Here is a 13992-nt window from a genome sequence, read left to right on the forward strand (position 1 = left end):
CGCATGGAGACCAAGGCGAACACCACCCTGATCGGCCTGTTCACTCTGGGGGTGCTGGCGGCGTTCGGCCTGTTCCTGTGGTGGTTCCTGCGCGTCGGGGACAGCAGCAACCGCGAGGATTTCCGCGTCGTCTTCACCGGTCCTGTGAGTGGCCTGCGCACCGGCTCGGCGGTCTATTTCAACGGCATCCGCAAGGGCGAGGTGAAGCGGATCGACATCGACCCGAGCGATCCGCGCAAGGTCGTCGCGATCATCGGTCTGCAGCCGGGAACGCCCATCTCCACCGCGACCCGCGCCAACCTGAACGTGCAGCTCCTGTCGGGAATCGCCTCCCTCGGCCTGGTCAACGGACCGGACCCCGCCCAGCCGCTGCAGCGCACGGCCGGCGCGCCGCCGCCCCAGATCGGCCCGGACGTGCCCGGCGGCTCGGACATCATGTCCGGCGCCCAGCAGACCATGAACACCCTGAACGGCCTGGTGAACCGCCTCGATGCGGTGATTGCCGAGGGTCAGGGATCCTTCCAGCAGAGCCTGCGCAACGTCGAGAAGTTCACAGCCGCGCTCGGCGACAATTCCGACGGAGTTCGCGAGTTTCTGGGCCAGACCGGCGAGGCGGCCAAGCAGATCGCGGCGCTCGCCCAGCGGCTCGACCGCGTCACGACCCAGATCGAGGGCATGATGGAGGGCGCCCAGCCCGGCCGCATCACCTCCATCCTGCGCAACATCGACGAGTTGACCGGTGGCCTCAACGCGCAGCGCGACAACTTCGCCGATCTGCTGCGCGACGCACGCACGGCCGCGAGCTCGCTGACCCAGACGCTCGGCACCGTCAACGAGGTGGCGGCGAGCTTCGACGTGCGCGCGCTGAACCGCACGCTTGCCGGCGCCGACCGCGTCATTCAGTCGCTCGACAGCGAGCGTATCGGCCGGGCCATGGCCAATATCGACCGCTTCACCCAGGCGCTCGGCGACAACTCGGCCAACGTCGACCTCCTGCTGAAGAACGCCGGCGAGGTCTCGGGCAAGCTCAACGCCATGGCTGACCGAATCGACGGCCTGCTGAAGAGCTTCACCGGCGATGGAACGAACAACATGTTCGCCGAGTTCACTGCAACGGCGAGGTCGGTCCGCACGCTCGCCGAGCGGCTCGATACCCGCACGGCGCAGCTCACGACGTCCATCTCCGGCTTCACGGATCGGACGATCCGCGATATTCAATCCCTGTCGACCGATGGTCGGCGGACGCTGACGGAACTCGAACGGACCCTGCGCTCGCTGGAGCGCAACCCCCAGAGGTTCATTTTCGGCGGCTCGGGCGTGCCCGAATACAATCGCCGCTAGGGCGAAACTGAAGGTTCGGGCGTGCAGCACACCACGATGGCCGACAAGAGATCGAAGCGGGCAGGGCGCCGCGGCAGCGTTGCGCTGGCGGCGCTGATGACGCTGGCGCTCGCCGGATGCTCGTCCTCCAACGTGCCGCGCGGTTTCGACATCATCGCGCCGACGACCTTTCCCGCCCGCGCCGGCGCCGTCCGCGGCCAGCTTCTGGTCGTCGAGCCCAAGGCCATCGCCAGTCTCGACACCGAGCGCATCGCGGTGCGCGGCCCCGGCGGGGCCTATTCCTACCTGACCGACGGCGCCTGGGCCGACCGCCTGCCCAAGCTGCTGCAGGCCCGCCTCATCCAGTCCTTCGAGAATGCCAACCGGCTGCGCTCCGTCGGCCGTCCCGGCGACCGCCTGGCGTCAGACTGGCAGCTCCTGGCCGAGATCCGCTCCTTCGAGGTCGTGGCCTCCGGCGCCACGGAGGTGGTCGTCGAACTGTCGGTGAAGATCGTCAACGACCGCTCCGGCCGCATCCTGGCCGGCCGGGTCTTCTCCGCCCGTGCCCCGGCCGGCGGCACCGACGCGGTGAACGTCTCCACCGCCTTCAACGGCGCCGTGCAGAGCGTCATGCGCGAGATCGTGCTCTGGTCGACCGGCCAGGTCTGACCGCGCTCCTCAGTCCTCCTCACTCAGACGAAAAAAGGGCGCCTCGCGGGCGCCCTTTTCGCATTCAGGCCCGAGGCCGGCCGCTTCAGTCGAAGCGGCCGCTCGCATGGGCGAGCAGGGTGAACACCTTGCCCGTCTCCGAGGTCAGGTAGGACTTCGCCAGCGACCCGTCCCGGTCGTTGCGGTCGACATCGGCCAGGAGCCGCTGGAACTCGTCGACATAGCGGTCGACGGTCGCCCGGAAGTCGGCGTCGCGGCGGTAGCGGCGGCGCAGTTCGTCGAAGGTCTGCTGGCCCTGGGTCGTGTAGAGCCGGCGCGAGAAGACGTTCCTCTCGCCGCGGCGCCAGCGGTCCCACAAGTCCGCCACCGCCTCGTGGTCGACCATCCGCGCGATGTCCGAGGACAGGGCGTCGAGATTGTCGAGGGCCGCAGCCGGGGCGGGAGTCCGACGCTGGGCCGGCCGCAGCGGCTGGTCCGCCTGCTCCTCGGTGGAGGCGCGGGCGAGGAGGTCCGACAGCCAGCCGCCGGCACGGTCGGCCGCCTTCGGCGCCTCGGCGCGGGGAGGGGCCTCGCGGCGCGGCTCGGCGGCACGGGGCTCGGGCGTCCGCGGCTCGGCGATGCGGGCCTTGGGCGCCTCGCGCACCGGCTCCGACCGCTCTTCGGGCCGCTGCAGCTCGGCGACCGCACCGCGCAGCGGCAGCGGGGCCTCCTCGCGGACCGTCCGGCGGCTCGCCGGGGCGGGCTCGCTCACGTCGAAGGCGCGGCCGGACTTGGCGACGATGTCGTTGAGTTCGGCCAGGGCCTTGATCTGGTCGGCGACGACGCGGCGCATGGCGGCGGCGTTCTCCTGGGTCTCCTTCGGAATCTCGATCATGCCGCGCGACAGCTGGTCCCGCGTCTCCGCCAGTTCCCGCTGGATCTCGCTGCTCATCGCCTTCATGCCCGAAGTGAGGGTCTCGAAGCGCTCGGCGGCCTCGCGGAACAGGGCGTGCATCTCGTGCGTCGCCTGCTCGTAGGCCGAGCGCATGGCGTGGGTGGTGCGCTCGCGCTCCTTGCCGGTGGCGAGGCGCAGCGTCTCCGCCTGCTCGCCGATGGCCTGGGTCGTCTGGTTGGTCGATTCGACCAGCACGCGGCCGATCTCGCGGGCGCGGTTCTCGGCGAGGCCGAGATTGTCGTCGAGCAGCCCGGTGAAGCTCTTCACCAGATTGTCCATGTCCTCGGTCTTGGATGCGAGGTGGTGGACCAGCGCCTCGATGACCTCGCGACGGGCGTCGAAGGAGGCGTCGAGACGCTGCTGCATCTCCTCCACCTGCTCCGCCGCCGCCCCGAGGAGCCGCGCCTGCGCGTCGAACCTCTCGGTGAGCGAGGAGACGTCGCGCAGCACGGCGCCGGCCACATTGGTGAGCTGGCCGATCTGGCCGTTGAGCATCCGCGTCGAGGTCTCGGCGGCGGTGGACGCCGTCTCGGCCGAGGAGGCGAACTGGCTGATGCGCTCGGCGAGCTGGTCGTTGATCGCCGCCAGCGACTGCTCGGTCTGGGACGCGACCTCGCGGATCGAGCCGTTGGTCTCGCCCAGGCGGGCGAGGATCGAGGCGATCTCGCCGCGAAGCTGGTCGTTGGTCGTGGTGAGCGCGACCACCGATTCGCGGGTGTCGGTCTCGATCTGGTTGCGCAGCAGCTCCGAGCTTTCCGACAGGATGCGGGCGGCCTGCTCGCTGGAGTCGGAGATGCCGCGGGTGACGTCGATGCCGGTCTGCGACAGGACGCGGGTGATCTCCGCGCCCTTCTGGCCAATGACCTCGGCGATCGCGCCGCCGCGGTTCTCCAGCGCGCGCACCACGATGTCGCCGACACGGCTGACCTCGTTGGTGATCTGCATGCCGTTGTCGCCGAGGCGGTTGACGAGGTTGTTGCCGCGGTCGTCGAGCAGCGAGGCGAGCTCGGCGGAACGGGCGCCGAGCACCGCGTTGATCTCGTTCACCCGGGTCGACAGGCCCTGGGTGATGTCGGTCGAGATGACGGAGAGCGTGCGCTCCACGTCGTCGGCATTGGCGCGCAGGGTCTGGGTGACCGCCTCGACCTTCTCGGTGAGGGTCTCGGCAATGTGCGAGCCACGGGCGTCGAGCGTCTGGGAGACGAGTTCGAGCCGGCCGACCACCACCTCTTCGAAGCGCGCGACGCGGGTGTCGAGCGTCTCCGCCACTTCCAGGGCGCGGCCGCCGAGGGTGCGGTTGATCTCCTCGGCCTTGTCCGACAGCGTCGCGGTGATGAGGTCGGACTTGGAGGTGAGGGTGTAGGTTACCTCGTCCGACTTCTCGCTGAGGAGGCGGGTGATCTCGTCCGACTTGGAGGTCAGCGTGTAGGTCACCTCGATCGACTTGTCGGAGAGGAGGCGGGTGATCTCGTCGGACTTGGCCGCCAGCGCATAGGCGACCTCCTCCGACTTGTCGGTGAGCAGGCGGGTGATTTCGCCGGACTTGGAGGCGAGCGTATAGGTCACGTCCGCCGACTTGTCGGAGAGGATGCGGGTGATGTCCTCGGACCGCGCCGCGAGATTCTGGGCGATGTCCTCGGAGGTCGTGGCGAGATTGCGCGCCATCTCCTCGGAGCGGGTCGCCAGGTTCTGGGCGATGTCCTCGGAGGTGGTGGCGAGGTTGCGCGCCATTTCCTCCGACCGGGTCGTCAGGTTGAAGACGATCTGGTCCGACTTGTCGTTGAGCAGGCGGGCGAGGTCGTCCGACTTCGAGGTGAGGCTCGAGGCGATCTCGTCGGACTTGGACGTCAGGTTCGACGCGATCTCGTAGGAGCGCGTCGCCAGGTTGTTGGCGATCTCGTCCGACTTGGAGGTCAGCGTCTGGGTGATCTCGTCCGACTTCGAGGTGAGGTTGTAGGTGATCTCGGCCGACTTGTTCTCCAGCGCCTCGGTCACCGCCTTGCCGCCCTCGCCGAGCACCTTGGCGAGTTCGAGCGTGCGGTTGGCCAGCGTCTCGTTGAAGGCTTGGGCGCGGGTGTCGAGCGCCTGGTCGATGCGCGCCAGGCGCCCGTCCAGGGCCTCGGTGATCTCGCCGGACTGGCGGGCGACGCGCTCGGCGAACTCACGGGCATCGCCGGCAATCCGGTCGGCGAGAGCCGTGCCCTTGCCCGAGATGGTCTCGTCGAGGGCCGAGATGTGGCCGGTGAGCTTGTGGTCGAGCAGGGCGGTGTGATTGGCGACCTGCTCGGTCAGCAGAGAGGCGTGGGCGCCGACGCGGCTCTCGAAGTCGCCGGTCAGGCGGCCCACCGCATCCTCGAGGTTGATGGCGTGGCGGCTGACCGAATCCTCCAGCATCGTGGCGTAATGCGCGACCCGGCCCTCGAACGAGGAGGTGTGGCGCAGGATCGCCTCGTCGAGGCCGGTGGCGTGCTGCGACACGCGGCCCTCGAACTCGGCGGCATGGCGGCCGATCGCCTCTTCGAGCGCGCCGGCGTAGTGGCTGACGCGGCCCTCGAACTGGGCGGTGTGGCGGCCCATGGTTTCGTCGATGGCGGCGGCGTAGTGGCCGACGCGGCCCTCGAACTGGGTGGTGTGGCGGCCCATCGTCTCGTCGAGGGTCGACACGTAGTGGCCGACGCGGACCTCGAACTGCGAGGTGTTGCGGACGATGACGTCCTCGAGGTTCGCCGCGTGCTGGCCGATCCGGGTGTCGAAGCCGGAGGTGTAGCGGATGAACGCGTCTTCGAGGTTGGCGGCCTGGGCCCCCATGCGCGTCTCGAAGCCGCTGGTGTAGCGGGCATAGGCCTCCTCGAGGCTCGCGGCCTGCTCGCCCATGCGCGTATCGAAGCCGCTGGTATAGCGGTTGAAGGCATCCTCGAGCCCGGTCGCGTGGGCGGCGACGCGCGTCTCGAAGCTGCTGGTATAGCGGCTGATGGAGTCCTCGAGGCTGGCGGCATGGGCCGCGACGCGGCTCTCGAAGCCGGACGTGTGGCGATTGATGGCGTCGTCGAGCGCCACCACGTTCTGGGCGATGCGGGTGACGACGGCCTCGCCCTGGGCGGTGGCGGTCTCGGTGATCTCGCCGGCCACGCGCTGCAACTGGCTGGTGACCTCCTCGCCGCGGAGGGCGAGGGCGTTGGTCACCTGGGCGCCGATGTCGCCGATGCGCTGGGTGAGGTCCGTGCCCTGGGTCGCGAAGGTCGAGAGCACGTCGGTGCCGGCGAGCTCGATCTCCTCGCGCAGGTTGGCGGTCCGCTCCGAAATGGCGGTGGTGACGGTCTCGCTGGCGCGGTGCAGCGCGAGTTGCACGTCCTGCGCCTTCTCGGTGAGGCTCTCGACCACCTGGATGCCGACGTCGCCGATGGCGTTCTTGGCTTCCGCGGTGCGCTGGGTGATCGCCTCGGCGATGAGCTGGCCGGTGACGGCCAGGCGCTTGTCGAGCTCGTCGCCGTGGGTGGTGACGGTCTGGTGCAGCTTGTCGCCGGTCTCGGCGATGCGGTCGGCGAGGGCGCCGCCGCGCACGGTGATGGTCTCGGCGACGTAGCTGCCGGTGGAGTCGAGCTTGCTGACCACCTCGGAGCCGCGCTCGGTGAGCTCGCCCACCAGGCGCTCGCCGGTGTCGCGCAGGCGCGTGGTGACCTCGTTGCCGCGCAGCGACAGCTCGGAGACGAAGGCTTCGCCCGTTTCGCGCAGGGTGGTGGTGACCTCGCCGCCCCGCGTCGCCAACTCGTAGACCAGCGTCTCGGCCGTCGATTTGAGCACGGCGTTGACCTCGCCGCCGCGGGTGGAGAGTTCGTAGACCAGGCTCTCGCCGGTATCCTTCAGGCGGCTCGTGACCTCGTTGCCGCGCAGCGACAGTTCGGAGACGAAGGCTTCGCCCGTCTCGCGCAGCGTGGTGGTGACCTCGCCGCCGCGGGTGGAGAGCTCGCCCACCAGGGTGAGGCCGGTGTCGCGGATCGTCGAGGCGACGTAATCCCCGCGGGTGGAGAGCTCGCCGATGAGGTTCTCGCCGGTGTCGCGCAGCGTCGAGGCGACATAGTCGCCGCGGGTCGACAGCTCGGTGATGATGTTCTCGCCGGTCTCCTTCAGGGTGGAGGTGACGAAGCCGCCGCGGTCCGACAGCTCGGCGATCAGCGCATCGCCGGTCTCGCGCAGGGTGGAGGAGACCTCACTGCTGCGGGCGGCGAGTTCGGATATCAGCGTCTCGCCGGTGATGCGCAGCGTCTGCGACACCTCACCGGTGCGGGCCGTCAGCTCGGTTACCAGGCTGTCGCCGGTCTCCTTCAGGCGCGCCGACACCTCGTCGGAGCGGGAGGCGATGGCCTGGGTGATCTCGGCGCTGGTGAGCGCTAGGTGGTTGGTCATCGCCGTGCCGGTCTCGGACAGCTTGGCCGCCATGCTCGTGCCCGTCTCCGCCATGGTGACGGTGACGATGTTGCCGGTGTCGGTCAGCACCGAGGTGACGCGGTCGCCGGTCGTCGACAGGGCGCGGGTGACCTCGTCGCTGGTGGAGGCTAGGCGGTCGACGATGTCGGAGCCGCGCAGCTGGATCTGGTCGATCATCGTGTCGCCGGCGCGGCCGAGCGCCAGGGTGATGGCCTCCGCCTTCTCTCCGAGCGAGGAGGTGACGCGCATGCCGGATTCGTCGATGCGGCGGGCGAGCTGGTCGCCGGCATCGGCGATCTGGCTGGCGACCTGCTCGTGGACGCCGGTCATGGACGAGCGCACGCGCTCCGCATTGGTGACGATGGCCTCGCGCTGGGTGACGAGTTCCTCGATGAGCGCGCGCACGCGCAGCTCGTTGTCGCTGTAGGCGCGCTCGAGCGAGGCGACCTCGTTGTGGACGAGCGTCTCCAGCTCGCCGGCGCGGGCCAGCGCCCGCTCCACGCCGTCGCCCATGGCGGCGACCTCGCGGCGGATCGCCTGGCCGACCGAGACGACGGCCTCGCGCGCCACCGTCTCCGGCTCGGCGAGGCGGAGCGCCACTTCGCCCATCCCCTGGGCGACGATCCGCATTTCCTGAGAGCGGCGGATGAGCGCGCCCATGACGAAGAAGAACATCACCGGCAGCAGCAGCACGGCGGCGAGGGTGAGCGTCTGCGGCGCCAGCGGGTCGGGCAGGGTGGTGCCGTAGACGCGGGAGGCGATGGCGAGGCCTGCGCCGAGCCAGCCGATGGAGAGGAGGGCGGCAACCCACAGCGGCGTGGTGGAGGGCCGGCGCGACAGCCGCTCCAGCATCTGGGCGAGATCACGGCGGTCGTCGTTCGCCGGCGGCTGCGAGGGCGAAACCACCTGGTCGGACCGCCGGGCATCGGCGAACAGGTCCTCGTCGACCCGCATCGCCTCGCTGGAGCTGCGCGATGCGCCGTCGCGTCCGCCCGTCCGCGTCGCCGTCTTCGCCTGGTCTTCGCTGGCCAGGTTCAGTGCGTCCTGGATGGCCGCGAGGGCCGCCTCGGCCGGATCCTGCGCCTTCTTCGGAGTGTTCGCCATGGTGTCGCCCGCATCCTTTGACTGCCGACCGTCCTGCAATCCACCCGGTGCCTGCGCCCCAAGTGCCTCTTGGACGCAACCAACGCGGATGGCAGACAACAGTCCGCCGCAGCATGTAATCTACCGGGGGGTCCTAAGGATTGAAACCTACCGGAGCCGCAGTTTCGGATTCATCGTTAACGGATAGGTAACCATGACCGACGAAGGGCGTCCCGCCAAAGGCCGTGGCAAGCCGGGTGCCGTCGCGTCTTCCTCGGCCGGGCCGAGCCCGGTTCAGCGCCGCTGGCTCGCCCGCGGTGCCGACCAGCCCGGTGGAAAACTTCCCCTCTTCGACACCGACGGGCGCGAGGTCCCGAAGGCGACCATCCGCGCCTGCCTCGCCGCAGGCTGGGCGGAGCCGTGGTTCGCCAATCCTGTGAAGCCGGACTGGCTCGTCTGCAAGCTGACGGCGGAGGGCTATCGCGCCGTCGGCCGCGAGCCGCCGGCCACCGTCTGAGGTCCCCTATCCTTTTACCTTCGGTCAACCGAACGGTTCGAATTCGCGGATAAACCGTCCGGCTTTAACCCCTCTTTGGCCCGCCCGCCGCCATGGTCGGCGCATAGGGACGAGGGGAGGCACAACCTCCTCCACTGGCACAACGGCCGCTGAGGGGCGGCCTTCGTCAACAGGGGACACAATGACCATGGCGCGTATCATGTCGGACGAACATCTGGGCAGCAGCCTGCCCGTCGACCTCACCCATCTGTCGCGGCAGACCTTCGGCGACCACGACCTGGAGCGCGAGGTACTGGTGCTCTTCGAGCGTCAGTCGCGCACCATGCTGGAGCGCCTGCGCAACGCCACCAACGCCAAGACCTGGGCCGAGGCCGCCCACACGCTCAAAGGCTCGGCCCTCGGCATCGGCGCCTTCGGCGTCGCCCAGGCGGCCGAGGCGGTCGAATGCGATCAGGTCGACCATCTCTCCTCGCGCGCGTGGGACGACCTCGCCCGTCTCGAGAGCGCGGTGGCCGAGGCCAACGGCTTCATCGCCACGCTGCTGCGCGCGGCCTGAACCGGCCCGCTCGCGCGGAAGGAATGCCCGCCCGCCACTGGCGGACCGGCATGCCTTTCGCTATGTGACGTCCATGGGAACCGCCGCGCGGCCGTAGCGGCGGTTTCTTCGTGTCGGGACCTGTGCCGGGTCCGCCGACGTCACGGGAAGGGCAGGGAGCCGATGCCTCAGATCATCTTCATCGACCACGCCGGGGAGAAGCGGCCGGTGGACGCCGCTGCCGGCTCCACCGTCATGGAAGCCGCCATCAAGAACGGCGTTCCCGGCATCGTCGCCGAATGCGGCGGCGCCTGCGCCTGCGCCACCTGCCACGTCTATGTCGACGACGCCTGGAAGGAAGCCACGGGCGAGCCCTCCCACATGGAGGAGGACATGCTCGACTTCGCCTTCGACGTGAAGCCGACCTCGCGCCTGTCGTGTCAGATCAAGATCACCGACGCCATGGCCGGCCTGATCATCCACACCCCCGAGCGGCAGGGCTGAGGCGCCGCCCCTGCTCCGGCAGGGGCGCCATGTGCCGATCGGTCTTGGCAAGAGACGCCGAACCCGGTTGATGGCGGGCAGACGCGCGGAGACAAGCGCATGCCCCCCCAGACGGCCGAACGGCCGCTCGCCGCCATCGCCGCCCAGTTCGTCTGCTTCACGCTCGTTTCGGTCGCCGACACGATCCTCAAGATCATCGTCACCGAACTGCCGAGTTGGCAGATCATGGCGCTGCGCAGCGGCTCCGGCCTCGCCATCCTGACGCCCATCGTCCTCGTCCAGATGCTGCGCGGCCGCGGCACCATCGTCACGCGCCGCCCCTTCGCCCACCTGTTCAGGGCGAGCCTTTCCGCGGTCTCCGTCTTCGCCTATTTCGAGGCCCTGCGGGAACTCGACCTGCCGGTCGCCACCGCCATCCTCTTCGTCACGCCCTTCTTCGTCGTGGCGCTCTCCGGCCTCGTCCTGCGCGAGCCGGTGGGCCTCAACCGCTGGATCGCCGTCGCCGTCGGCTTCCTCGGCGCCCTCGTCATCATCCGGCCGGGGCCGGAGGGCGTCTCCGTCGCCGCGCTCCTCGCCGTGCTCTCGGCCGCCACCTGGGGCGGCGCCATGGTCGCTATCCGGGCGCTCGGCAAGACCGAGGGGACGCTCTCGGTCCTCTTCTATTTCAACCTGTTCATTTGCCTGATCTCGCTCTGCTTCGCCCTGCCGGGCTGGCAGCCCGTGCCGCTCTGGCTCCTCGGCGTCATCGCCCTCAACGCGGTGATCCAGCTCGTCGCCCAGTCCTTCATGCTGATGGCCTTCCGCTTCGCCTCGGCCTCCGTCTCGGCGCCGGTGCAATATACCCAGCTCCTCTGGTCGGTCGCCGCGGGCTGGTTCGTCTTCTCGGTCATTCCCGGCCCGCAGGTCTTTCTCGGGGCGGCGATCATCGTCGCGAGCGGCCTCTATCTCATCTGGTCGGAGCGGCGCTCCCGACGCGCCGGCTGAGGCCGCGGCCCTTGCCCCTGCGTCGGGGAGGGGGCACATGAAGGGCGATGGGAACCACGATGCGCCGGCTGATCCTGTTCAGGCATACGAAATCGGACTGGCCGGCCGGCATGGTCGATTTCGAGCGCCCGCTCGCCCCGCGCGGACGCCGCGCCGCGCCGCTCATGGGTCGGATGATCCTCGACCGAGGCCTGGTTCCCGACCGGGTGGTCGTCTCCCCCGCTGCGCGCACGGTGGAGACCTGGGCCCTGGCCAGCGCCGGCCTCGTCCAGCTTCCCCCCGGCGAGCAAGACGGCCGGATCTACGAGGCGCCGGCTTATTTGCTGGCCGCCGTCATCCGCGAGACGGCGGACGAGGTCGGAACGCTCCTCCTCGTCGGCCACAATCCCGGGATCGAGAGCCTCTGCGAGGAGATCGTCGGCGGCGGCCCGCCGGACCAGCGTCGCCGCCTGTCGCGCAAATACCCGACCGGCGGGCTCGCCGTCATCGACTGCGCCATCGACCGCTGGGCCGATCTTGCTCCCCGCTGCGGCACGCTGGTCTCGTTCACCGTGCCGCGCGACCTCGACAGCGAGGCCGAATAGATGGTCTGGACCGGCTGGGTGAACGAGACGCGGCTCGCGGCGCGGTCCATCGCGGCCTATGCGACGGACTGGGTCAATCCGACCCTGAGGCTCGGCGTCACCGGCCTGTCGCGCTCGGGCAAGACCGTCTTCATCACCGCTCTGGTGCACGGCCTGCTCACGGCCTCGCGCTGGCCGGTCTTCGAGCCACAGGCGCAGGGGCGCATCGCGCGCGTGCGCCTGGAGCCGCAGCCCGACGACGGCATTCCCCGCTTTCCCTACGAGGATCACCTGGCCACGCTCACCGGCCCGCGGGAATGGCCGGAGGGGACAAAGCGCATCAGCGAAATCCGCCTGGCCATTGATTTCGCATCGAATGCGGGGTTCATGCGGGGAACCGAGAAGACCCTCACCCTCGACATCGTCGACTATCCCGGGGAGTGGCTTCTCGACCTGCCGCTGCTGGCGCAGTCCTATTCCGAATGGTCGCGGCGCAGCATCGAGGCGGCCCGCCGCCCGCCGCGCGCCGCACTCGCCGAAGAGTGGCTCACCGCCACCGACGAGGTCGAGCCCTTCGGCAAGGGCGGGGAAGCCGAGGCCCGGCGCCTCGCCGACAAGTTCACCCGCTACCTCAAATCCTGCCGCGACGAGCGCGTCTCGCTCTCCACCCTGCCGCCCGGGCGCTTCCTGCTGCCCGGCGAGATGGAGGGCTCGCCCGCGCTCACCTTCGCGCCTCTCGACCTCGCGGGCCGCGAACCCGCCGGCGACAGCCTCGCCGCGCTGATGGAGAAGCGCTTCGAGAGCTACAAGCGGCTGGTGGTGATGCCCTTCTACGCCAACCATTTCGCCACGCTCGACCGTCAGGTGGTGCTGGTCGACGCGCTCGCGGCGCTCAATGCGGGGCCGGCGGCGCTCGCTGATCTCGAACTGGCGCTCGCCGACGTGCTCACCGCCTTCCGCCCGGGCAGCAATTCCATCCTGTCCTCCATGCTGGCACGGCGCATCGACCGCATCCTCTTCGCCGCCACCAAGGCCGACCACCTGCACCAGACGAGCCACGACCGGCTGGAGGCGCTGCTCAAGCGCCTGACCGACCGGGCGATCCGCCGCGCCGAGTTCGCCGGCGCGCGCGTCGAGCCCGTCGCGCTGGCTTCCCTCCGCGCCACCCGCGAAACCACCGTCACCCGACGCGGCCAGAGCCTGCCCTGCATCGTCGGCACGCCCATGCCGGGCGAGCAGGCCGGCGGCGAGACCTTCGACGGCTCCCGCGAGGTGGCGGTATTCCCGGGCGAACTGCCGGCCGACCCCACGGGGCTCTTCGCCGGGCCGGACGCCTTCCGCGGCGAGGATTATCGCTTCGTCCGCTTCCTGCCGCCCAAGGCCGATCCGACCCAGGCCCTGCCGCATATCCGCCTCGACCGCGCGGTGGAGTTCCTCATCGGAGACCGGCTGGCATGAGCAAGGCCCCGCCCCTGAAACCGCAGGTCTTCCGCCTCGATTCCGATGAGGTCGAGATCGCCCCGCCCAGCGACGCGCCGGTGGTCGACCGGCCGGCGGAGTCGGTGATTGCCGAAGAGGCGGCGCCGCCGCCCGCCGGGCCGAGCCTGTGGACGCGGCTGTTCTGGACCGGCCTCGGCGGCCTCGTCTCGCTGGCCTTCGGCATTGCCGTGTCGACGCTCATCGACGACCTGTTCAACCGCGCCGCCTGGCTCGGCTGGGCCGGCGTCGCGGCGCTCGTGCTCTTCCTGATCGGTGGCCTCGCCCTGCTCGGGCGCGAGGTCTTCGCCTTGCGCAGCCTCGCCCGCCTCGACACGCTGCGCGAACGCGCGGCGCGGGCGCTCCTCGACAAGGACGACCGGGCCGCCGCCCGTGTCGCGAGCGACCTTCTCGCCGCCATGGCGGTCAACGCCCGCACAGCCCGTGGTCGCACGGCCGTCCAGGCCGCATTCGCCGAGGGCATCATCGACGGCGTCCAGCGCCTGCGGATCGTCGAGCGCGAGCTCATCGAGCCGCTCGACCGCGAGGCGACGCGGCTCGTGGCCGAGGCGGCGCGGCGCGTCTCTGTCGTCACCGCCGTCAGTCCGCGCGCGGCGGTCGACCTCGCCATGGTCTTCGCCACCGCCGTCAGGCTCATCCGGCGCATCGCGGAGGTCTATGGCGGCCGGCCGGGCACGCTGGGCATGGTCAAGCTCATCCGCCACGTCCTCGCGCACATGGCGGTGACCGGCGGCATGGCGGCCGGCGACACAGTGCTCGACCAGATCGTCGGCCACGGCCTGGCGGCGAAGCTCTCCGCCAAACTGGGGGAGGGGGTGCTGAACGGGCTGCTCACCGCCCGCCTCGGCATCACCGCCATCGCCGTGTCGCGCCCGCTGCCCTATATCGGCGCGCCGCGGCCGGACGTGCGCGACCTCGTCGGCGACGCCATCACCCTGCGCGGCGACAAGGGCTGAGGCGG

General features: G+C 70.1%; 10 protein-coding genes. 9 read left to right on the top strand and 1 reads right to left on the bottom strand.

Going from position 1 to position 13992, the window contains the following annotated elements; genetic code table 11:
• Positions 1 to 3 precede the first annotated feature (3 nt).
• Together C6569_RS05955 and C6569_RS05960 are read left to right on the top strand one after the other, a co-directional pair.
• On the top strand, positions 4 to 1341 hold the full coding sequence (locus C6569_RS05955) for an MlaD family protein (RefSeq protein WP_106747980.1): 1338 nt from the start codon (positions 4 to 6) through the stop codon (positions 1339 to 1341).
• A 36-nt stretch (positions 1342 to 1377) separates the two neighbouring features.
• The gene (locus C6569_RS05960; RefSeq protein ID WP_245898250.1) at positions 1378 to 1989 is read left to right on the top strand and encodes an ABC-type transport auxiliary lipoprotein family protein; all 612 of its coding nucleotides are present in this window, start codon (positions 1378 to 1380) and stop codon (positions 1987 to 1989) included.
• 85 nt (positions 1990 to 2074) lie between these two features.
• Here C6569_RS05960 and C6569_RS05965 read toward each other — a convergent pair whose 3' ends face one another.
• Positions 2075 to 8452, bottom strand: a complete 6378-nt coding sequence (locus C6569_RS05965) for an apolipoprotein A-IV repeat region-like domain-containing protein (protein ID WP_106747981.1) — start codon at positions 8450 to 8452, stop codon at positions 2075 to 2077.
• Between the two features lie 193 nt (positions 8453 to 8645).
• Between C6569_RS05965 and C6569_RS05970 the strand changes: the two genes are divergently transcribed.
• From C6569_RS05970 to C6569_RS06000, 7 genes are all read left to right on the top strand, one after another.
• Positions 8646 to 8948 (top strand): hypothetical protein, encoded by a 303-nt coding sequence (locus C6569_RS05970; protein ID WP_106747982.1) that lies wholly within the window; start codon positions 8646 to 8648, stop codon positions 8946 to 8948.
• Between the two features lie 187 nt (positions 8949 to 9135).
• Positions 9136 to 9504, top strand: coding sequence for an Hpt domain-containing protein (locus C6569_RS05975; RefSeq protein ID WP_181313932.1), 369 nt, complete (start codon positions 9136 to 9138; stop codon positions 9502 to 9504).
• Positions 9505 to 9666: 162 nt separating this feature from the next.
• Positions 9667 to 9987, top strand: coding sequence for a 2Fe-2S iron-sulfur cluster-binding protein (locus C6569_RS05980; RefSeq protein WP_106747984.1), 321 nt, complete (start codon positions 9667 to 9669; stop codon positions 9985 to 9987).
• Between the two features lie 99 nt (positions 9988 to 10086).
• On the top strand, positions 10087 to 10971 hold the full coding sequence (locus tag C6569_RS05985; RefSeq protein WP_106747985.1) for a DMT family transporter: 885 nt from the start codon (positions 10087 to 10089) through the stop codon (positions 10969 to 10971).
• A gap of 47 nt (positions 10972 to 11018) precedes the next feature.
• Positions 11019 to 11555, top strand: coding sequence for a SixA phosphatase family protein (locus C6569_RS05990; protein ID WP_245898251.1), 537 nt, complete (start codon positions 11019 to 11021; stop codon positions 11553 to 11555).
• Positions 11556 to 12992: a YcjX family GTP-binding protein gene (locus C6569_RS05995; protein WP_106747986.1), complete on the top strand. Its 1437-nt coding sequence runs from the start codon at positions 11556 to 11558 to the stop codon at positions 12990 to 12992. It abuts the gene before it with no gap.
• Positions 12989 to 13987 carry a YcjF family protein gene (locus C6569_RS06000; protein ID WP_106747987.1) on the top strand — a complete coding sequence of 333 codons (999 nt, stop codon included), beginning with the start codon at positions 12989 to 12991 and terminating at the stop codon, positions 13985 to 13987. The genes C6569_RS05995 and C6569_RS06000 overlap by 4 nt, the downstream gene beginning before the upstream one ends.
• Positions 13988 to 13992 lie beyond the last annotated feature (5 nt).

The organism is Phreatobacter cathodiphilus (assembly GCF_003008515.1).
GTDB lineage: Bacteria > Pseudomonadota > Alphaproteobacteria > Rhizobiales > Phreatobacteraceae > Phreatobacter > Phreatobacter cathodiphilus.